Consider the following 18,707-nt stretch of genomic DNA (forward strand, 5'->3'; position numbering starts at 1 on the left):
TGAAACTCAGAGGGGGCGAGAATGCGTTTAATCCTGTTGGGCGCGCCGGGCGCGGGGAAGGGCACCCAAGCAAAATTCATCTGTGAGAAGTTTGGCATCCCCCAAATCTCTACCGGCGACATGCTGCGTGCAGCTGTCAAGGCGGGAACAGCCTTGGGAATGCAGGCGAAGAAGGTGATGGATGAGGGAGGGCTGGTATCAGACGACATCATTATTGGCCTAGTCAAGGACCGTCTGCGGCAGGATGATTGCAAGAATGGCTACCTGTTCGATGGTTTCCCGCGGACCATCCCGCAGGCCGCGGCAATGAAGGTCGCGGGTGTGCCAATCGACTATGTCCTGGAACTTGATGTGCCTTTTGACGCTATCGTCGAACGCATGAGCGGGCGCCGCGTTCATGCGGCTTCCGGCCGCACCTACCACATCAAGTACAACCCTCCGAAAGTTGCAAATACCGATGACGAGACGGGGGAGTTGCTCATCCTGCGAGATGATGACAAGGAAGAAACGGTCAAAAAGCGCCTAGACGTTTATGACCGGCAGACGCGTCCGCTCGTTGATTACTATTGGGAGTGGGCCTCATCTCGCAGGACGTTGGACTCGTTGTCGCCGCCCGTGTATCGGAAAGTGTCTGGACAAGGGAGTGTCAGCGACATTACCTCGCGAGTTTTCGAAGCACTGAAATAGCCCACCCCTCTTCCGAAGAGACTGGAAGGCATCGGAGGGTGTGCAGGGGTTTTGATGCCGACGTTGAAGTGAAGGAGTAGCTGGTGACTCCTCAACGCGCCGGACGGCCAGAATGGCTGTCCGGCGCTTATGTCTTTGTGCCCTCGATTGGCGGAGTGGCACAAGCCAGTAGGTCCACGCAGAAGGCATCAGATTGCCCGTCGCGCCTCTTCTGACGTAGCGTACTTTCAGGCTCGGTCAGTCCTTGAGCAGGCACCTCCCAATCGCTCACTTGTCCGCCCCCATCACGTGGGGTGATTAGCGATTGCCAGCGCCACCGATAGGTAGGACACGGTCATCTTTGACCGCTTTGAGAGAGAAGCTGGAGTACAGCTCCTTTACCCCTGGGAGTGCCTGAAGTTCATTACGGCAGAATTCGCCGAAAGATTTCAGGTCCACGGCGACTACCTCCAGCAGGAAATCATACCGGCCTGAGACGTTGTGGCACGCAATGATTTCTGGGATTCCTGCAACGCACTTCTCGAACTGCCGGCCGACGTCTTTCGTATGGTCGCCCATCATCACATTCACAAACGCCGTCACACCATACCCTAGCTTTTCGGAGGAAAGGACGGCCCGATATGCCTGCACCAACCCTAGTTCCTCTAGGCGCCGAATGCGGCGCCAGCACGGCGATGACGTCAGTGCGACTCGCTCAGCTAGCTCCGCGACTGTCAGCCTAGCATTCCCTTGTAGTAGCCCCAATAGCGCACAATCCGTGCGGTCCAAAGTGACTTCGGCACTCATGGGCAAATCCTTCTATTTCGTTTTGGTTTGATAGGGAAATCATGCTCTCTGGTCGTGTAATGGTCAAGATTTGGACAGCAATTTCCGCAGCCAAATGCATAGACTTGCGTCATCGAAAAGACGCAGATATCCGACCCCGATGGTCAATCAACATGCTAGTCACGGCCACAGGCCTATCGACAATCAAGCTGCGCTCGTCCCATCGATTTACGTTTCGGTTCGTCGCATATGTTTCCTGCGCTGTCTAAGGAAAGCGTCATCGAGGAAGCCATGGCTATCCGTGGGGTGTCTGCTGCGCGGGCGAGCAAAGAAACTCTTGATTTCTGTCCGGCAACTTTGTTCTGGGCTCGGGGGCAAGGACCGAGTTGCCGGACGTTTCTTCTTATTTCATGACAGAGGAGCAGTTACGCAAACCTAGTTTGACTCTTCGCTGCGCAGTGCCGCCGAAGCATATGGAGACACGGCATGTCCAGCACTCAGGAGAGCTGCCTTTTCGGCCAGAGAGAGCGGTTCTCCAACTCCAGCAAGGCAAACCTATCCAAGGTCGCGTGAACGGAAAGCCCTATCCCGCATTGGGACAGCTTTTTGGTCTCGCACTCAACAGCACAAGAAGAATATGAGCTTATTGAACGATAAGTCTTTTAGCCGACGTGACCTGCTCAGCATGGTCGGAAAAGCGGCTGGCGGCGCAGCGATGTACCATGCCATGACCTCCCTAGGTTTGGCGGCTGAGTCGACCTACAAGGGTGCTCCGCAGCTGCGGGGCGCCAAGCGAGGAACGTCCATTCTGATTTTGGGGGCTGGACTGGCTGGCATGGTGGCTGCGCTTGAACTCCGCCGCGCGGGCTACAAGGTGCAGGTGCTGGAGTACAGCGGACGCGCTGGGGGCCGCTGCTGGACCATACGAGGCGGTGACAGCTTCCATGAGTTGGGCGGAGAGGTTCAACATTGCGAGTTCGCGAAAGGCGAATACCTGAACCCCGGTCCGTGGCGCATTCCGTACCACCACCACGCCGTGCTCGACTACTGCAAGAAGCTAGGAGTCGCCTTGGAACCGTTCATTCAGGTCAACTACAACGCGCTACTGCATTCGTCCAAGGCATATGGTGGCAAGCCGCAAAAATATCGTCACGTCCAGGGAGATTTCCAGGGCTACGTTGCGGAGTTGCTATCAAAGGCCGCTGCACATGGCAATCTGGACACCGCAGTTTCCAAGGAAGACCGCGAAAAGTTGATGGAGGGGTTACGCCATTGGGGCGCGCTCGATACGCAGTTCCGGTACCGCACATCATCGCTGACTAGTGACAGGCGTGGATATGAAATCGACGCGGGTGGTGGGCTGATGCCCCTTGCAAAACCGTCCGAGCCCCTTAGCTCGCGCGACCTTCTCGATTCCGGCCTCTGGCGTCACATCGTTACCGGACAAGAATATGAGTTCCATAGCACCATCTTTCAGCCGGTAGGTGGCATGGACATGATTGCTAAGGCCTTCTCGCGAGAGGTCGGCAGCCTTATCCAATACCAGGCGCAGGTCACCAAGATTGAACAAAACGATAAGGGGGTCACTGTCACCTATAAGGATGGTGCGCGTGGCGGAAGCATTCGCCAAGCCAAGGCTGATTGGTGCCTGTGCACCATTCCGCTGTCGGTCCTGAGCCAACTTGACGTGCAAGTCAGCGATTCGATGCAACAGGCAATCAACGGCGTTCCTTATGACGCAGCGCTTAAGATTGGCCTGCAGTTTAAGCGACGCTTTTGGGAAGAAGACGAATCGATTTATGGCGGTATCAGCTATACCGACCTGCCCATCAACCGTATCGCCTATCCAAACACGCGATATGGCGCAAAAGGTCCTTCGGTGCTGCTAGGGGCGTACACGTTTGGCCCTAACGCCTTTGAGTTTACCGCCATGTCCCCGAAGGAGCGAGTTAGCCGGGCGGTGGAGCAAGGCAATCAGTTGCACCCGCAGTATGCCAAGGAGTTCCAGAACGGCATTGCCGTCGGATGGCATCGCGTGCCAACAACCTTGGGATGCTATGGGATGTGGACCGAAGACACTCGGCAAAAACATTACAAAAACCTCTGCCAGATTGACGGACGAATTGCGCTGGCCGGCGAGCATGCTTCGTACGTTCCCGCCTGGATGGAGGGCGCGCTCCTTTCGAGCTTGGACGCAATTGAGCGGCTCCACGCCCGCGCGTCGATGTAACCGTACAAGGGAGATTATCAATGAAGGTTTCCTCTGCTGTGCGCACCTTCGCTGGCCCCATTGCCATGTTGGCATTCACGCTAGCAGGTACGGGTCAAGCTCACTCTGAGCCTGTATTTTCTGCGGGTCAGAAGTTCCAGCAAACCAGTGGTGAAGGAATTTTCCGCGCTATTTGCCAGGGTTGTCATATGCCGCAAGCTCAAGGCGCGACCGGTGCCGGAACATATCCGGCTCTCGCGTCAAATCCGCGCTTGGCGAGCCCCGAGTATCCCCTGTACGTAGTGCTTCACGGACAGAAAGGTATGCCGGCGTTCGGTACTATGCTGGATGACAAACAAGTCGCCGCGGTGGTTACTTATGTGCGCTCGCACTTCGGCAACAAATTCCCAGATGCGATTTCGGCCGAGCAGGCTACAAAGCTACGTCAGTAACGCATGTCGTGGTTGATGCAGGCGGACTGCCATGGCATCAACCGCCGTTTACACGAAGCGCGCTTTCGCTTCCATTCGGAGCACTTAAACATGTCCTGTTTCCTGAAGTCACTCGTACTGGCTTTCTCGGGTGCTATCGCATGTAGTCACGCCATTGCGGCCGATGAGGTTGTGCGTCACCCCATCCCGAACTCGACCTTTCCGATTTCGGCGGTTGTAGAAATTCCCACGTCATTCTCAACCGTATATCTGTCCGGGCAGGTGCCCCCTGTTCAAGACTCTACGCTTGCCACTGACAATCCCCTGGCTTATGGGGGAAATACTAAGGCTCAGACCGTGGGTGTTCTCCAGTCAATTGGTAAGACGCTTGCGGGGCTCGGACTCGGTTTTGGCGACGTCGTCAAAATGCAAGTCTTCCTAGTGGGAGACCCACAAAAAGGGGGAAAGATGGACTTTTCCGGTTTTATGGATGGGTATACGCAGTACTTCGGCACGAAGGAACAGCCAAAGCTGCCTACTCGCTCTGTTTTTCAGGTTACTGCGCTGGCGAACCCTGCGTGGCGGGTCGAAATTGAGGTGATTGCGGTGCGTCGCAAGTAACGGTTGAGAACTTAGCACCGTCGGAGGGCGAACCGGCTGCCGTTGCGGGCCGGCTCTGTCATTCCGGAGCCGTAGCCAGTCGCTTGTATCGCTTAAGACGACGTCCCACTCTCGACGACGTCCGAGGCATTTCTTGTAAACTGCAAGCCGCGGCGGCCCAGATAATGGTTCGGGCGGGGCGGTCCAGCGTGTCCGGTAACTCCATTTTCCGGTCGAGTGTATCCAGTCCTGCCCGTCCTTGACCTTTTAGGCAACCATCTTCGCTGGATGGCCTTCGGCTTCTTCTCAACTGGGCCGTGGACATGAAATAGTCCGGCCGCGGGATACTCATCTTCTTGACGATATCGCTCAGAGTCAGTGGATTGTGGTAGCTGCTCAAGTACGCGCGTGAGAGGTTATCGGCCGGGACGGCACTTGTGGTTCACACCTCGCTCTCGCCCGTTACTCCACAGTCTCAGAATCATGTCTTGTCGTTGCTACGGGCGCGGGAATACCTCTCGGCTTCGAGCGCATTCAGAAGCCGTCGTTCGAGTCGTGCCCCTGTAGGATGGCGCTGTGACGGGAATGTCGGCGCTTTACGCCCTAGACAGCGTCCAGTAAGGAGGTGCAAACAATGGACCGTCCCATCGTACGCCATGCGACATTGCATATTCCGGCCTTTCTATACACGACCCCAGATGTCTGCACGATGAGAAAATGCGGGTGTGAATTTCCCTTGTTTCCGACGAAACGTGGCCTACTTCGCTATACGCTTGCCCCGTATCACCATTGCTACCCCCGCGTTTCACCCCGGTGACGCGGGCTTTTTTTTGTGGCAGACGCCGCGTGGAGTGTCGCGAGGAGGGATGTACAAGGAGTTGCTGTTCCCGAAGCTTTCGGCCCGGCCATGATTTCAGTGCTCAATCGGTCGTTTTCGCACATTCGCCTCAGGTTCTTTGGATGGGGATTCGGCGACTCCATACAAGCCTCGGCCTCACTCATATGTGGACAATGTGAAAGTTATTTTGCGCCGCAGAGCAGAATGGGCTTACACTGGCACAGTAATCGCAGCCCTACACTGAGAAAGGAAAGCAATGGCAACTTACAAAGAGCTCATGGCTCAGAAGGCGGCACTCGAGGCTCACCTTGAAGAAGTACGTGCTAATGAAGTCGCTGGGGTTATCGAACAGATTCAAAATCTGATGTCTGAATACGGCCTGACCGTCGACGACATCACTAAGCGCCGACGTGGGCGTCCCGCGGGCGGCGGTGCAAGCAAGCCCAAGTCGGAACTGCCCCCGAAGTATCTTGACCCAAAGACCGGCAAGACTTGGTCAGGTCGAGGTCGCAAGCCAGCTTGGCTTGGCAAGAATCCCAACAAATTTTTGATTGCGGAAGAGGCTTGAGCCTTGGCCTCGGCACGCTGAGACCGAACGGATTCCAACCCCTGCCAAGCAGGGGGTTTTCTTTTTGGGAGCAGCGCCATGTCCTTAGAAGCGATTTACGCCAAAATTATGCTCGCTCGGCCATAGCAAGCGCAACTCACATATCCCGGCCACATTAACAGCTACAAAGGGAGACCGTGGCTCATGATGCATCAAGGCAACTGCTCCAAGTTGGCTGATTTCACGGAGTGGACGGTCTGTTGCACGAGCCGTACGGCTGCCTCGGGGGCGCCGCCCAACGCTTGGGAAACCACTGCCAGTCGACCGTCCCAAGCGCAGAAACGGGTACGCCCCACCCCGGGTTCGGTTGCTGACGATGTGTGGGCGCCAACTTCCCGGCCAGGTTGGGCAGAAACATGTCAGTCAAGCCTTCAAATTCGGCAATGCGCCGCGGGTCGTCGGAACGAATTGCATCGAGCATAGCTAGGCATCCCAGTCATTCGCCATAGCGGAGAAAAGCAGTGGGGTTCCGGTGACGAATGTGCTTCTGCCAGTGGGACTCAACCTTGCCGAGCAGTTTTCGAGCCGGAGTACGCACAGCTGAGCGAATCAAATGAATCGTGAGTTCCAGCCTTGCGTTTACCGAAGATTGGTCTAGGCTGTAGGTATGACATTTGCCATACCGAGGATTGGGGAGTACCACTACCGAGTTGCAGGCTTCCCACCTGTGTTGGGAAGCCTATTTCATCGGCAAGGCTGCTTCTCTTGCTGCTTTTGCTATGTCAGAGGCGTCAACGAACCTGTCCAGGCCGGCTATCGGTGCTATGAGGGATAGCTGCAATAGGAGGGTAAAAGGGAAGGCACCAGTTGAGAATTGCTGTTCGATATGCTCACGCGAGAGGGCGATACCGTGCTTCGAGAACCGCCTCTCTAGTTGATTAACCGTCAACGAGTGCACGGCAAGGGTATGCGCGGCGATTTGCGTGCATGCGTCTTCCCAGCTCTCCCGGTGGTCAACGATGCGCTGAAGGTGAGGTGGGAGGTCTGCCTCGAGGGCGCAGAGGAGCTGCAGGAAGAAACTACATCTGAACCCACCTCGCTGAACTTTGCCAACGACACCTTTGAGACTCTCGTCAACGCCAAGGGATTGCAGGCACGTGAGCAGCTCTTCGTAGGTGACGCCTTTGCGCGATAGCAGCCCCCGAGCTGTGCGCGAGGCCAGGCGCGTCCATGGCGTTTCAACGTGGCTCACGGTTGAGTTCCTGGTGCGAGCTGCATCATTCGCTTCGCTCATCTGAAAGCGAAGACCCGGTCGACTCTAAAAAGCAGAACTATAGCAAGCCACATCCGGCAGAGTCGGTCCCCTCCCTGAACGGGCATCGCGCCTCATTTTAGCCTGAGATTCCCTGCGGGAGCGAGACGGCGGTCGGCATGCCCCATTTTCAGCGAGGCCTAAAATGGTGGCGACTGTCTATCTAAACCCGGATGGGGTGCTCCATCCTAAACCCCTAACTTTCGAAGGACGCTGCCCACCGCGCCTAAGCGTGCCCGGCCACAAGCTTTTCGAAAATGCGGAAGTGCTCGAGGCCCTCTTAGCGGCATTTCCTCCGTGCCCTGTCATCCTGCATTCCTGGTGGATATTCTTTCTCGGCTACCGCAAAACATTACAACTCTTCCCCCTCCCTTTGCGCTGCCGAATTGTTGGAGCGACCCTGCACGGAAACAGGCAAGCGCCCTTTCGACAGTCTTTTGTTCGGCCGCGCCGGGATTGGCTGCGCTCCGACCTGAGGCGCCGAAATCCTGCTCACCCGGTTCTACTGGACTGCGATTGGAGGCAGGTATTACCGGAGCTATCCGACGCTAGTCTGATAGTGGAAGACGCCGCCGGAATCGCGCCCGTGCATGTGCAAGTCGCACTCTATGAACTCCTTCATTGTGCGTGCTTCGAAGCGGAAGTTGGCTCTCCAACCAGAGAATCCCACATTATCAATTGGGCCATAGGTCGATAAAACAATTGCTGCTGTTTGAGTAAATAACCATTATCGTCGCTATTTTTATGGTGCGAAAAATTATTTGTATTAATCAAATGTCATTAGTGAAACTGAGGTGTTATGAATGAGAGGTATTCGTATTCATAGGGGGTGAGGAGTAAATTTTTGCCCCTTTTAAGATAACGTTATGCATAACGTTAAGTTACGTTAAGTTGTGCGCGCAACCATTCTGAAATATTCTAATTGTCAAGATAAAAATGGATGCGAAAACATATTGAAATTGCTTTCTTGACTTACTAAATTTCCCATGTGTCTTCTCGTGCTAGAGCTCATGTGATTCCATGCCCGTCGCTGGCATGGAGAGAGCGTCTTTTTCTGTCAGTATCGAAAAGGAGGGAGTGATGGATACCGCGACGCCGGTGACAAATAAGTCTGCATTAATTGAGCTGCTCGACCACACCTTACCGAGCAACTACTTTCTGGAAGGGTTGGCTCTTCCAGATACGTTGTCTGGAGTAAGAAAGCTACTGGTTCGAGATAGCCAGCAGACTGCCGCGCATGTTCGTGAGGCTTGCACTACCGAATACGAGCGCACTTGCAAGCGAATCGAACTATTTTTTTACCCGTGCACGGCAGAGGTTGAATTAACAGTGAAAATCTTTCGCCTTCTTTCGTATTTCTATCGCTGTCTCGCCGTAGGTCGGAATTGGGTGAGGGCAATTAACTCGCAGGTTGCAGCGTTCACGAATCAGAAACTTGAAGTTCTGCCGAGGCCAGCGAATGCGCCCCCATGTCTTCACTTAGTTGATTACTCCGCAGGAATGGATGGTGCATCCTTCGTGCGTCGGTTGGATGAACTACTTGGAAAAGGAATTACGCGAGAACCGATTCCTGGAATGCCATTGCTTTCTCAGATATCACTTTTGGTGGTTATGTATTCGTCCCGAGCGAATATTAAGGCATTTGCTGACCGCTTGTACTATGCGTTGGACGAAAAAATCCATTCGCATCATCTGATGCCTAATCCGCGGACTGCCTTTGCCAAAAGGCATCCAGAAATCTATATTCAGTTCCTATTGCAAGTTTATAACGTGGGTGCCCTTCTGGTGTACGTGCCGGAGGGTGAAAATTTCAATGTTGATGTTGGACGTCGATTTCTGTTGTTTCTAAAGGAAACCACAGAGACAACCGGAGTTCCTGTCTTTCTGCTCGGCCCTCCCATTGTTTCGAAAACTGCCGCGGCTCTACCAAGTCTTGTCCAGGGCTTGCTTGGAAATATTTCGCGAGTTCATAGATACTCAAATTCGGACGGCTGTAAGCTAGCGGAGGGATACGTTGGTGAGTTAGGTGCTGATATTGCGGAGCTGCTTGATAGAAACGCCATTACGCTACTTCCAGAAAGTGGAGCGTATCAACGAGATATTATCCATGGCGCGATGAGCTACGCAATAGGCGAGGCATGTGCAAGATTGGAGAACATGGGAAAATTGGCGGAGTACATTAGTGCTTACATTGCCGCGCAATACGATTTGATTTGTGCTGTCGATTTCGTTAGAAAACATAAGAGTACCAATGAATCCGACTTGAAAAATTATTCTCAATATCTACCTTGGGATGTGAAAATTAGTGCGAAAACCGGAAAGCCACGGCTCGAGAAATAGGGGTAGATATGGATTCATTCGGAACTGTAGCGGTACCAGGCGAGACGCTATTCAGTTTAGGGCGCCATGTGCTTGTCGCCGAGCCCAGTCTGTTTGGGCGTCTGTCGCAGTCGGTGATAGGTGGTCCTCTGTTACATAGCGTGACCATACCGATTGCTCAATTCTGCAAGTGCACCAACGACCGATATGGCAATCCTACCGAGCTAGTGCGGATGCGAACCGACATCAACTACCTCTCGGCAAGTTGCAGTCAGTGCCTCATTGGTCGTCTCGAGCGGAGACTGGTGAACGGAGGGAGTGTGCGCTATTCGGTGCCACGGCTCGGTTCGCCAGTATTTCTTCAGCGCGCGCAGGATATGCACTGTCCCGAATGCGCGGCGTTGGTCGAGTCCTTGTTTGGCCGCGATGCAACGTTACTTGCCCACGTTCTCCCTCTTGTGGAGGTCTGTTCCCTACACGGACTGCCGCTACGACCAGGAAACAGCCAAACGAGAGCCGACCTGCTCAGTCGGTGTGCCGGCCATCGGGCTAATGCCATGGCCTTTGCTTTCCTATCCGCATCTCTACTTACTCCAGCAGAAGACGCGAGGCTGGATGGCAACGCTTTTCGAGACAACATCGTGCGCATGCTGAGAGAAGCTTCATACATGGATGCGGAAGGAATTCATGCGCACCAGCTCGACGTCGACTATACGAAGTACTTCCTGTCAGCTCCAGTCGACCGGCGCCTCAAAACTCTCGCCGGGCAAGAACACCGCGCCAGGAAGACTCTGTACACATGCCTATCTCCCAATTCATCCCAACATCCCGTTCTGCAAATACTGTTGGCGCTGTTTCTGCAGGAGACCTCCCGCGACTCATATGCTGCTTTCCACGGTCCGGCCCGCGAGAGAATTGAAGAACGAAGCCAAGTTGTCAAGCCTTGTAGGCGCGAAAGGTTAAGTGCTGCAGCGGTGGCGAAAGCACCTGGCTGCGGTGAGTCACCGTCTGCCCGACGCGAGCGAACGCGAGGAGGAAGCCGAATCTACGAGCTTTTGGGACGGAATCTAACCCCGAAAGTTGTCGCCAGAATACTGGGCACGCCTGTTGACGCAATCTATTACTACATCCGCCATCACGACTTATGGAACGAAATCAAGGCTAGGCGCCTGGCCGCACTTCAAGAGCGCTACCGCCGCCACTGGACGGAGCTAGCGGCGCACTATCCGGAGATGGGGATGACGGCACTGCGCAAACGCTCGCCCCGGACTTATAGGTGGCTCTTTCAGAATGATAGGGATTGGATGCATGCAAATCGCAAGCCAACCCCACGCTACTCCTCAACCCCCAAGCACCATGCTAGGCCGTATGGGCAGGACTATGTCGTTGCCCGGCGGGTGCACGACGTCGGTGTGGCCATACGGCGCGCGACGCCTCCCGTTCGTTGCACGGGAGCAAGAATTAGAAGAGCCATCGGTATAACCGAATACGCCTTCAATGAAGCGCTGCGCTGGAAGCGGGTATCGGCGGAATTTCTGGCGGCTCTCGAGAGCCGTAGCGAGTATGCCGAAAGGAAGCGGAAAATGGGTTATTGAGGTCATCGAACCGAATGGAGACACTTTATGACCCGCCCCGCGTTTGCTCCCGGTGAATCCGTATTCGGGTATTTGCAGCGTACTAGCGTCCCGACGGAGAGGTCGAATCTAACGTACGAGAACGGGGGAAAACTATCAACTCTATTTCCCAGTTCACTAACAGTAAACTTTCCATGGCTATCTACTGTTATTCCTTTCAAAACGATTTTGGCGAAGCATTTGCCATATAACGTATTTTCACCCTACTTATCTGAGGATTGCAGGATATTACTGAGGCGCCATTATCTGACTGAAGGAGTTCCGGGAGTCGCTCAGATGACAGGAATCTCAACGAACGGCCCATCGAGGGCGGGCCGCCTGAAGTTTTGTCTCGAATGCCTTCGAAGCGATATTCAATGCGGCGAAGGGGTCGGAATTTGGCGAACAGTTCATCTTCTGCCGGGGCTCATCCATTGCCCAATTCACTCAATTCGACTAGTCGAATATTGTGGATGCTTCAACGGCTTCAATAATTCAAATGCCGTGAGATTGCTGAAGCCATCCTGTAGGTGCGGAGCACAATTGGTAAAAATCGGGCCAAGACTAGATGAGCTTCCAGAAGCCGCCATGCTGGCTTTATCCGAAGATGCATTAAGGTTGCTTAATAATATGTTGGACGGAGTTACGACAGCGGCAATGTTGGATGCTAGGTCAAGGCGAACGAAGGAATTGGGATTGATTTCGTTGAATGGAAAGATTAATTCTGAAAAGCTAAAAAATGAAATTGAATGGGCGGGCCTGAGTCCAGTGGCAGCAGTCTTGGGATTCAGTGTGGGTCGAGGATGCCGCTTGGAAGCAGCCATATGTGGGAAACGAGTCCCAAGCAACTACCTCGTCAATTTGTTTGCCGACCTCTTGCTGTTTAGGGGTGTCGACGGGCTCAAGGAATATCTTGCGTGCACAAGGGAAGAGATACGTACAGAACGGGAGAGAGAGATGGTAGAGCAAGGAAAGATGCAAATTTTGCGGGCAATTAGTAAATATCCGAACATTACGAGAAAATATATAGGTCACCGTGTATCGACTCGCAAATTGAAGTTGGTCATTGCCTATGCCTCGTCATGGCTTGACAAAGTCCTTCCGAAGAAAGCTCGGCCTCCCTCTGCAAGCAAGACGATTAAAAATAAAAAGAAGAGATTTACAGACCATGAGATGGATATCAGGCTAGTTGAATCCATTAAGGGGAAATATCGAGAAGCTATCTCTGTCAACGGTCTTCCTCCGGTGACTATGAGCAGGCTCTTAAGAGGGTACCCATGCGCCTCCATATTTCGCTCGCGGAGAGGCCGTCTGCCTTTGGCCGCGTTATTGCTGAAGCGACTGTGTGAGAGCACGGGCAGAGATAGTTTGAGTCGAAGGCGAATCAAGGTCTGGATGCCAGAAGTGCGAGAGGCATACAAGCTGAGTCGTAGTGCACGAAAAAAGCTACTTTGCAAATATAGGAGGCGCTGCCGTGAAGATGACGCTTGAAGAATTGAGGGCTCATTGCATCCCAAATCCAGAGGTAAGATTGCCGCAGAGGGATGCGTTCGGTATTCCTCATGCGCCGGAATACAAGCCTGACGTAGCGGATTTTGCGTCTCTCGGGAGCTATACGAGGTTTCATAAGCCCCTTGGTTCGTCGACTGCAACAGTGTCCCGCTCACGGCTTGAAACAGTAATGGACTACAAGCTTATGTTTTGTCCGTTCGCTGTTGAAGTTCGTCGCCTATATCCGATACCTGGGGGTTATATCGATAGAGTGGTGACTGTGATGAGACTCGACAGCGGTCTCGTTCATCTTCACGGGCTGAATTTAGGCTCGCGCCGCGGTGGAGACGAGAGGGCCCGTGACAAGTGGCGAAGCGAGGAGCGCCAGTTCCTGGAGTCTAGAGGGTACTCTTGGGAGTACCGAACCCTTGGCCAGGAAGCGGAATTCACGGGCACGAACTTTAGACGTTTGAAAACATGGTGTCGGCGTTCAGACGATGCTGGAGGAAACAACTGGCACCTCTGCTATGCCGAGGAGGCGTTGGAGTTCGCAGGGCGCCTGCTCCGTAGCACTGCAAAGGGAGTCATGAACCGCAAAATGTCAATCTGTGCCAACCGACAGAATTGTGACCTTGACTACGCATACAAGCTCTTCGCGGTAGCCGTCGGCCGAGGTTACCTGGAGCTCGACAACCGATACGAGCTCAGTCCGCTGAAGGCTTTGCATCTGTTGAGATAGCGCAAAGCCGAGAAAGGAGGTAGCGATGGAAGCAATTAGGGAGGTTGTTTTCGCTGCCAATGACCTCGTGTATGGGTATTCGCATAGACAGAAATTGGAATATTTGCGATTTCTACGATTCGACCTTAGCTCGGCTAAGTATGAATTCTTTCCTTTGGGCGATGGGAAATCCATTCCTCGAGACGAATTTATTGTTGAGCGTTGGACACAAAGCGAAGTCATTGAGGCGCGGGAAAGTGGAGCGCTTCAACTTGTAAAGGATTGCCTTCGCGAGAACTTCGTGGACAAGAGCGAGATAGAGCGGTTGCCGGGTGTCAAGCGAGAGATGGAATTCCGTGAGCAGGAAATGAAAGAAATGCTCGCTACGGGTGACGAGGCTGGCCCGCGTCATAAAGAAGATATATATGCAGACCCATCGCTGCTAAGCCGTATGTCTGAGCGAATGGAAGCAAGAGGAAATAGAAAAAAAGATTGGTATAAAACCGTGTTTATACGATGGGTGGCCCTTGGGGGAGACAAGTATGCGCTCGCACCTACTACTCGAGGGCCCAAGCTAGGTTCTTCCAGAATTGGTAGGAAGGGGAAAAAGACCGGGCCAAAGACGTATGAACTCAGAAGAAATGGACGGCTGGAGGAAGTGTCGACGCCCAGGATAGGTCATTATTGGCTCAGATTGTTGCGGATGGCCGTCGAGCGTTTCTATGAAGATAGAATTAAAACTCCATTTCCGCGGGTGTATGAAAGAATGGTTGAGGAATTGTGTTTCCAGAAGACCATCATTAACGGCGAGGAAATTTCTGCCCCCATTGCAAAGAAAAAAATTCCGCCGTATGAAATGTGTTATAGATATTTAATTAGATTTGCGAAATCTATTGGGAAAGATATTGAAAAACCGTTAAAAATGAAACCTGTCGGGGAGCGGGGCGGGAAATCTACCGATATAGCACTCGGCGTTCAGGTAGGAGATGTGGATGCCTCTTATTTTGAAGACTTCGAAATTGTATACACTAACAAAGATAAAACCGTCGTAATTCCGAGCCCGGTGGTTCTTTACCTCGTGGCGCGCGGAAGTGGAGCTATACCCAGCTGGCAAGTCTCTTTAGGGAGGGAAAATTCTAATCTGTATCGCTTCCTTCTCATGTATGCATCCGACGACAAAGTCGCGAAAATGAACAGGGTCGGGTTTGACGGAGACCGTTCTGGTATTGTTAGTGGCGAATTTGATGCAATCTGCGGCGACCACGGGCCACTGAAACAGTCGGAATTAATGAAGGTGCTAACAGATGCCGGCCTCGAAGTCGCTTTCCCTCTTCCCGGTACGCCGAAAGGAAAAGGCGACGGGGAGGGTAATTTCAGTGTCGTCAAGCGTATATTTAAGAAGATAAAGAAAGAATCGAAGAACTTGGGCAGGGGTATCGTCAGCTTAGAAGACAGAACCGGTGGACGTAGACGGAGGCGGCCACGGCAGAGGATTAGAATCACACTTGACGCGTTTGAGAGAATTATCATCGAACAAGTGAGTGCGTCAAATAGGCTTTCAGTTCGAAGAGCCAAGGTGCCTCGCGATATGATAGGTCCTGACTTTCGTTCTGCATCTCCGGCAAGTATTTTTGAGTGGCAGCAGTCGATACGCCATGGCGACTCTGCTCGTCCTAGGGACCAGCGTTCAAATACGTCTCGGTTTCTCAAGCGGAAATCTGGAACATCAAATAACGGTCTCGTCAAGGCAGAAGGGGGGGAGTACTGGTCGGAAATGCTCGAAAATTTCGAACGAAAGGTTAGAATTGCGGAAGCGTGGCCTGCAAACAGAGGTCTGAAGATTACGTACGTTGTGCCACCAGAAGGCGGAGTGATTTTATGGGAAAAGTCAAAGGAAGAGTTCATTGAACTCAAGCCAACCGGCCAAACGATTGAAAAATTTGGAAGGAAAGAGCCTTATGTGCTCATTTCGTTTAGAAATAAGTTCGATGCAAGTGTGACTCGGAATAAAGAGGACGAAACGAAGGGAGAAGTTGTTGGTAAGCGGGTGAGGAGGGAAGTTAAGGCAAGCCGTGAATCTTTAGGGAGCGCGTACAGGACGGCTCCTGCTGCCACTAGGAGCGATGTGAGGGCAGCGCGACAGGGAGTGGAGGCGGAAGCGTTAAAAGAAATGGCGGAGAAGGCTGGCCTCAAGCGCGATATCAATCAGAACAGGGCTCCGATGTCGGCGCCGCTAGTGGAGACAAATGGCGTCGATGAAGAGGATGAAGCGCCAGGAGGCTGGATGGATAAGCTTCCGACTAAGACGTCGCGGGATGAGGCCGGCCAATAATGCGTCTTGGAGGGGGTGCGGAGGCACCTATTTCAGGCTGCAACCTGCGCACTGATTGACTTCGCAGCACTAGAGGCTTGCTTTTAACAAAGAATCGAAACGAATGCTTTTTTTGCTCGCTAGAGAAGGGGTGTGCGCGCGGCACGCTTGGGGGGTGTCCTGGGGGCGAGTTTGCCTGGAGGGGGACCCCATCAAGGATTTCCGGTCTGTGAGGATGAATCATGTGCAGCTTCACGGGGTATCTAATGCAGAGCTACATGTGTTCTTGTCTAGCCGGAACAAAGTCCCGCAAAACCCCGAAAGAAGTTTTGCATCCGCGGGTAGCAGCTCCATTTAGCGACGTGCACGAAGGCGGACACGCAGGAGCCATCAGGAGATGGCACCGTCCTCGGCCTGCACTTCCGCCTGGCCCCACGTAACCCGGGGGACCTTTCTATTTTTCCGAAGCGCAAGATCGCCGGCTCTTGCCAAGCGCCTTGCCCGCTCCGGTGCCAGCGTGAACGGCTTACGCGAGCACGTGAAACGGGCGCTGGAAGGCTACGGACCCGGCGTCTTGCCCGAGCGGGGCTTCCGCAGAAGGCGGAAGGTCCAGCAGCGCGCGCACGTCCCGTTCTACCGTCGCGAGCGAAGCGGACCTGGACAGGGAGCGGGCAAAGCGGCTGTCGAGGCCTGGTGGCAGACGCAGCCACATATTGTCCGAGACCAGCAGCAGGCGCCTTGGCTTCAGCGCCAGGCTGGCCAGGCGCAGCAGGTGCCAGCCGTCGGCAAGATCCGGCGGCATGCCGAACACAAGCAATGCCGGAGCCGGCAGGCGCGCATTGCGTGCCGCCAGGGCGTCCGTTTCCACGAGTTCGACCCGGCCAATGCCCGGCATTTCTCCGAGCAGGCGCATGACTCCGTGCCGGTACACCGGCATGTCGTCGATCACCACGGCATGTGCCTCGCGGTTGCGCCCCAGGACTTGTTCCCAGGCGGCCGCTCCACGGTTCGTCCAGCTCATCCTTGTTTCCTCCGGTTTGTGCCGGCGTTGGCTTCGTGGCCAGCGCCCTGCACCAGTACCAGCAAGGGCAATGCCAACTCTGGCAAGGCCGCCTCGGGCCATTGCGCACAGGCGCGGGAGCCAGGCCCGCTGCGGGTTTCCGGGAGGTTGACGCGGACCTGCCGGCCTTTGCGGACGACTGGCAGCCGCGGCGGGGTGTTACGTGTAACGTAACGTGTTACGCGACCAGCCTCGGCCGGACGCCGGAGGCTGTCGAAACCAGCGTCCCGCGCAGAGCAGGACGCCAACGACCGAAAGCTGGTGCTCAATTGCGATCGGTCTCAATTCGCCTTAACCTGTCACATAGCCCCACCCTGGAACCGCGCGATGCAAGCACATCCCTTACGCCTCTCTCCCGGCGACGATCTGCGTGCCGCACTCGAAGACGTGCTGAGTCGGCTCAAGTTGCATGCGGCTTTCGTCATCCAGGGAATCGGGAGCCTCAGCGTTGCCCAATTGCGATTTGCCGGGGCGGAAGACGCTACCGAACTGCGTGGCGATCTGGAGATCCTGACGCTCGCCGGATCCCTGTCACCGGATGGAGCGCACCTGCACATGTCGGTTGCGGACTCGCGAGGTCGGGTGCTCGGTGGTCATGTGGCGCGCGGTTGCACGGTCCGTACGACTGCCGAGATATTGCTGGCGCTGCTTCCCGAACATCGTTTCGCCCGTGAATACGACCAGAGTTCAGGGTTCATGGAACTGGTGGTACGGAACGAGCCGCCGCTGGATTAGATTCGAAGCAACCCGGGCAGCGTGGATGAATGAGGTCGTTCGGCCCGTTTCAGCCACTCGGTGCGAGTGTTCGGGCGACCGCCTTACGCATGAAGCCTATGCCTTGGCACACTTGACGACGGTATCGAGCGTGCGAGTGGTGATGCCCTTCCCGAACGAGCGTTCGAGCAGGCGCATGAACACCGGGCCTTTCTTCGGATCGGGCACGTAGGCGCTGAAGACCTCCGTGGCATTGGCCTTGACGATGCTTGCGCCGTCGCGCTCGATGGGCAGCTCCACGTCTGGTGGCACCGGGTTGCGGAGAAAGGTGACAACCCGCTTGGCCGAAGGTGCAAGGCTGAGCTCGGCGAAAGGGTCCGAGTCGATGAGGTCCTGGAGATAGCGGGACGGCCGGACGAAGGTGTCGAAGCTGTGGCCCAGTTCAGACTGCATCGCCTTCTCGGCGCGTTGCTCCAGGCTGGCCAGTGACGACGATCGCGCGTTGAACACGATGTTGCCGCTGGAGAGCAGGGTTTTCACTTCGGAGAAGCCCGCCGCCTCGAAGCAGCGCTTGAGTTCGGGCATCCGGGCGTTCATCGGGCTGACGCCGCGAAGAAAGGCAACGTATCGGGACATGGCTATCTCGTGATTGCTGGCAAACCGCCACACAGCTCGCTCGCGGTCAACGGTAAACAGGCTGGTCAATGATAGACGAGTGCCAGCCAGCGGTTCAGCCCACCCACGTGTGAGCGCATGGCCGCCCTATGAAAAGGGGAGAATTAACAATCTCACAGGAGATGGCGAAACGACCTGCTAGCGCGCAGTTACGGACTCTCGAGCCGGGTACTTCATGGTTCAGTGCGCGAAGTACCCGCACGAGCGGCAGTCCGATGGCGCGAGTTGCGCCTGCAACGAAAATCTTCATGGCTTTTCTCCATTGAGCTGCGCAGGCCGGCAGCGCAGCGCAAAGTCGACGACACAGCGGAGCGGAGTGACGCCCCGTTCCGATTCGGTGTGAACCGCCCCGGTTTTCGTGGAGGCCCCTTGGCTTGAGTCAGGCCGACATGGCCTGCTGCTCAAGTTGGCAATAGT

Annotated in this window: 16 protein-coding genes; 12 read left to right on the forward strand and 4 right to left on the reverse strand. The window is 54.6% G+C overall.

All coding sequences use genetic code 11. The features are described from left to right. The first annotated feature begins 21 nt into the window (after positions 1 to 21). On the forward strand, positions 22 to 687 hold the full coding sequence (adk, locus tag AC3WRR_RS18265; protein WP_492297731.1) for an adenylate kinase: 666 nt from the start codon (positions 22 to 24) through the stop codon (positions 685 to 687). 297 nt (positions 688 to 984) lie between these two features. Here the strand turns inward: adk and AC3WRR_RS18270 are convergent, their stop codons facing one another. Continuing rightward, complete coding sequence (locus tag AC3WRR_RS18270) at positions 985 to 1,473, reverse strand: Lrp/AsnC family transcriptional regulator (RefSeq protein WP_492297733.1); 489 nt, start codon at positions 1,471 to 1,473, stop codon at positions 985 to 987. 616 nt (positions 1,474 to 2,089) lie between these two features. Here AC3WRR_RS18270 and AC3WRR_RS18275 point away from each other — a divergent pair. The 4 genes from AC3WRR_RS18275 (at position 2,090) to AC3WRR_RS18290 (ending at position 6,098) form a co-directional block, all read left to right on the forward strand. Then, positions 2,090 to 3,682, forward strand: a complete 1,593-nt coding sequence (locus tag AC3WRR_RS18275) for a flavin monoamine oxidase family protein (RefSeq protein WP_492297735.1) — start codon at positions 2,090 to 2,092, stop codon at positions 3,680 to 3,682. Between the two features lie 20 nt (positions 3,683 to 3,702). Continuing rightward, complete coding sequence (locus AC3WRR_RS18280) at positions 3,703 to 4,113, forward strand: c-type cytochrome (RefSeq protein WP_492297736.1); 411 nt, start codon at positions 3,703 to 3,705, stop codon at positions 4,111 to 4,113. Between the two features lie 3 nt (positions 4,114 to 4,116). Next, positions 4,117 to 4,713, forward strand: a complete 597-nt coding sequence (locus AC3WRR_RS18285; protein ID WP_492297738.1) for a RidA family protein — start codon at positions 4,117 to 4,119, stop codon at positions 4,711 to 4,713. Positions 4,714 to 5,786: 1,073 nt separating this feature from the next. Continuing rightward, a complete protein-coding gene (locus tag AC3WRR_RS18290) occupies positions 5,787 to 6,098 on the forward strand; it encodes an H-NS histone family protein (RefSeq protein WP_492297740.1) in 312 nt (103 codons plus the stop codon). A 718-nt stretch (positions 6,099 to 6,816) separates the two neighbouring features. Here AC3WRR_RS18290 and AC3WRR_RS18295 read toward each other — a convergent pair. After that, positions 6,817 to 7,371 (reverse strand): DUF6471 domain-containing protein, encoded by a 555-nt coding sequence (locus tag AC3WRR_RS18295; protein WP_492297742.1) that lies wholly within the window; start codon positions 7,369 to 7,371, stop codon positions 6,817 to 6,819. Between the two features lie 163 nt (positions 7,372 to 7,534). Between AC3WRR_RS18295 and AC3WRR_RS18300 the strand changes: the two genes are divergently transcribed. From AC3WRR_RS18300 to AC3WRR_RS18325, 6 genes are all read left to right on the forward strand, one after another. Beyond that, positions 7,535 to 8,086 carry an HAD domain-containing protein gene (locus tag AC3WRR_RS18300; RefSeq protein WP_492297744.1) on the forward strand — a complete coding sequence of 184 codons (552 nt, stop codon included), beginning with the start codon at positions 7,535 to 7,537 and terminating at the stop codon, positions 8,084 to 8,086. Positions 8,087 to 8,469: 383 nt separating this feature from the next. After that, complete coding sequence (locus AC3WRR_RS18305; RefSeq protein WP_492297746.1) at positions 8,470 to 9,729, forward strand: hypothetical protein; 1,260 nt, start codon at positions 8,470 to 8,472, stop codon at positions 9,727 to 9,729. A 536-nt stretch (positions 9,730 to 10,265) separates the two neighbouring features. Further along, on the forward strand, positions 10,266 to 11,303 hold the full coding sequence (locus AC3WRR_RS18310; protein ID WP_492297747.1) for a TnsD family Tn7-like transposition protein: 1,038 nt from the start codon (positions 10,266 to 10,268) through the stop codon (positions 11,301 to 11,303). Positions 11,304 to 11,330: 27 nt separating this feature from the next. After that, on the forward strand, positions 11,331 to 12,812 hold the full coding sequence (locus AC3WRR_RS18315) for a TniQ family protein (protein WP_492297749.1): 1,482 nt from the start codon (positions 11,331 to 11,333) through the stop codon (positions 12,810 to 12,812). After that, positions 12,796 to 13,551, forward strand: a complete 756-nt coding sequence (locus tag AC3WRR_RS18320; RefSeq protein WP_492297751.1) for a hypothetical protein — start codon at positions 12,796 to 12,798, stop codon at positions 13,549 to 13,551. Before AC3WRR_RS18315 ends, AC3WRR_RS18320 begins: the two co-directional genes overlap by 17 nt. A gap of 25 nt (positions 13,552 to 13,576) precedes the next feature. Next, on the forward strand, positions 13,577 to 15,862 hold the full coding sequence (locus tag AC3WRR_RS18325) for a TnsB C-terminal domain-containing protein (protein WP_492297753.1): 2,286 nt from the start codon (positions 13,577 to 13,579) through the stop codon (positions 15,860 to 15,862). Between the two features lie 505 nt (positions 15,863 to 16,367). Here AC3WRR_RS18325 and AC3WRR_RS18330 read toward each other — a convergent pair. After that, positions 16,368 to 16,862: a hypothetical protein gene (locus tag AC3WRR_RS18330; RefSeq protein ID WP_041687915.1), complete on the reverse strand. Its 495-nt coding sequence runs from the start codon at positions 16,860 to 16,862 to the stop codon at positions 16,368 to 16,370. Between the two features lie 366 nt (positions 16,863 to 17,228). Between AC3WRR_RS18330 and AC3WRR_RS18335 the strand changes: the two genes are divergently transcribed. Next, a complete protein-coding gene (locus AC3WRR_RS18335; protein ID WP_011616453.1) occupies positions 17,229 to 17,636 on the forward strand; it encodes a PPC domain-containing DNA-binding protein in 408 nt (135 codons plus the stop codon). 96 nt (positions 17,637 to 17,732) lie between these two features. Here AC3WRR_RS18335 and AC3WRR_RS18340 read toward each other — a convergent pair whose 3' ends face one another. Beyond that, on the reverse strand, positions 17,733 to 18,251 hold the full coding sequence (locus tag AC3WRR_RS18340) for a DUF1697 domain-containing protein (protein WP_081050322.1): 519 nt from the start codon (positions 18,249 to 18,251) through the stop codon (positions 17,733 to 17,735). Positions 18,252 to 18,707: the final 456 nt, after the last annotated feature.

The sequence above is a fragment of the Cupriavidus sp. FW305-3-2-15-C-LB2 genome (assembly GCF_058787575.1).

What these genes read in the sequence shown, in the direction of transcription:
- adk (WP_492297731.1), top strand. Translation starts at nt 22, where the DNA reads ATGCGTTTAATCCTGTTGGGCGCGCCGGGCGCGGGGAAGGGCACCCAA.
- AC3WRR_RS18270 (WP_492297733.1), bottom strand. Translation starts at nt 1,473, where the DNA reads ATGAGTGCCGAAGTCACTTTGGACCGCACGGATTGTGCGCTATTGGGG.
- AC3WRR_RS18275 (WP_492297735.1), top strand. Translation starts at nt 2,090, where the DNA reads ATGAGCTTATTGAACGATAAGTCTTTTAGCCGACGTGACCTGCTCAGC.
- AC3WRR_RS18280 (WP_492297736.1), top strand. Translation starts at nt 3,703, where the DNA reads ATGAAGGTTTCCTCTGCTGTGCGCACCTTCGCTGGCCCCATTGCCATG.
- AC3WRR_RS18285 (WP_492297738.1), top strand. Translation starts at nt 4,117, where the DNA reads ATGTCGTGGTTGATGCAGGCGGACTGCCATGGCATCAACCGCCGTTTA.
- AC3WRR_RS18290 (WP_492297740.1), top strand. Translation starts at nt 5,787, where the DNA reads ATGGCAACTTACAAAGAGCTCATGGCTCAGAAGGCGGCACTCGAGGCT.
- AC3WRR_RS18295 (WP_492297742.1), bottom strand. Translation starts at nt 7,371, where the DNA reads ATGAGCGAAGCGAATGATGCAGCTCGCACCAGGAACTCAACCGTGAGC.
- AC3WRR_RS18300 (WP_492297744.1), top strand. Translation starts at nt 7,535, where the DNA reads ATGGTGGCGACTGTCTATCTAAACCCGGATGGGGTGCTCCATCCTAAA.
- AC3WRR_RS18305 (WP_492297746.1), top strand. Translation starts at nt 8,470, where the DNA reads ATGGATACCGCGACGCCGGTGACAAATAAGTCTGCATTAATTGAGCTG.
- AC3WRR_RS18310 (WP_492297747.1), top strand. Translation starts at nt 10,266, where the DNA reads ATGGCCTTTGCTTTCCTATCCGCATCTCTACTTACTCCAGCAGAAGAC.
- AC3WRR_RS18315 (WP_492297749.1), top strand. Translation starts at nt 11,331, where the DNA reads ATGACCCGCCCCGCGTTTGCTCCCGGTGAATCCGTATTCGGGTATTTG.
- AC3WRR_RS18325 (WP_492297753.1), top strand. Translation starts at nt 13,577, where the DNA reads ATGGAAGCAATTAGGGAGGTTGTTTTCGCTGCCAATGACCTCGTGTAT.
- AC3WRR_RS18330 (WP_041687915.1), bottom strand. Translation starts at nt 16,862, where the DNA reads ATGAGCTGGACGAACCGTGGAGCGGCCGCCTGGGAACAAGTCCTGGGG.
- AC3WRR_RS18335 (WP_011616453.1), top strand. Translation starts at nt 17,229, where the DNA reads ATGCAAGCACATCCCTTACGCCTCTCTCCCGGCGACGATCTGCGTGCC.
- AC3WRR_RS18340 (WP_081050322.1), bottom strand. Translation starts at nt 18,251, where the DNA reads ATGTCCCGATACGTTGCCTTTCTTCGCGGCGTCAGCCCGATGAACGCC.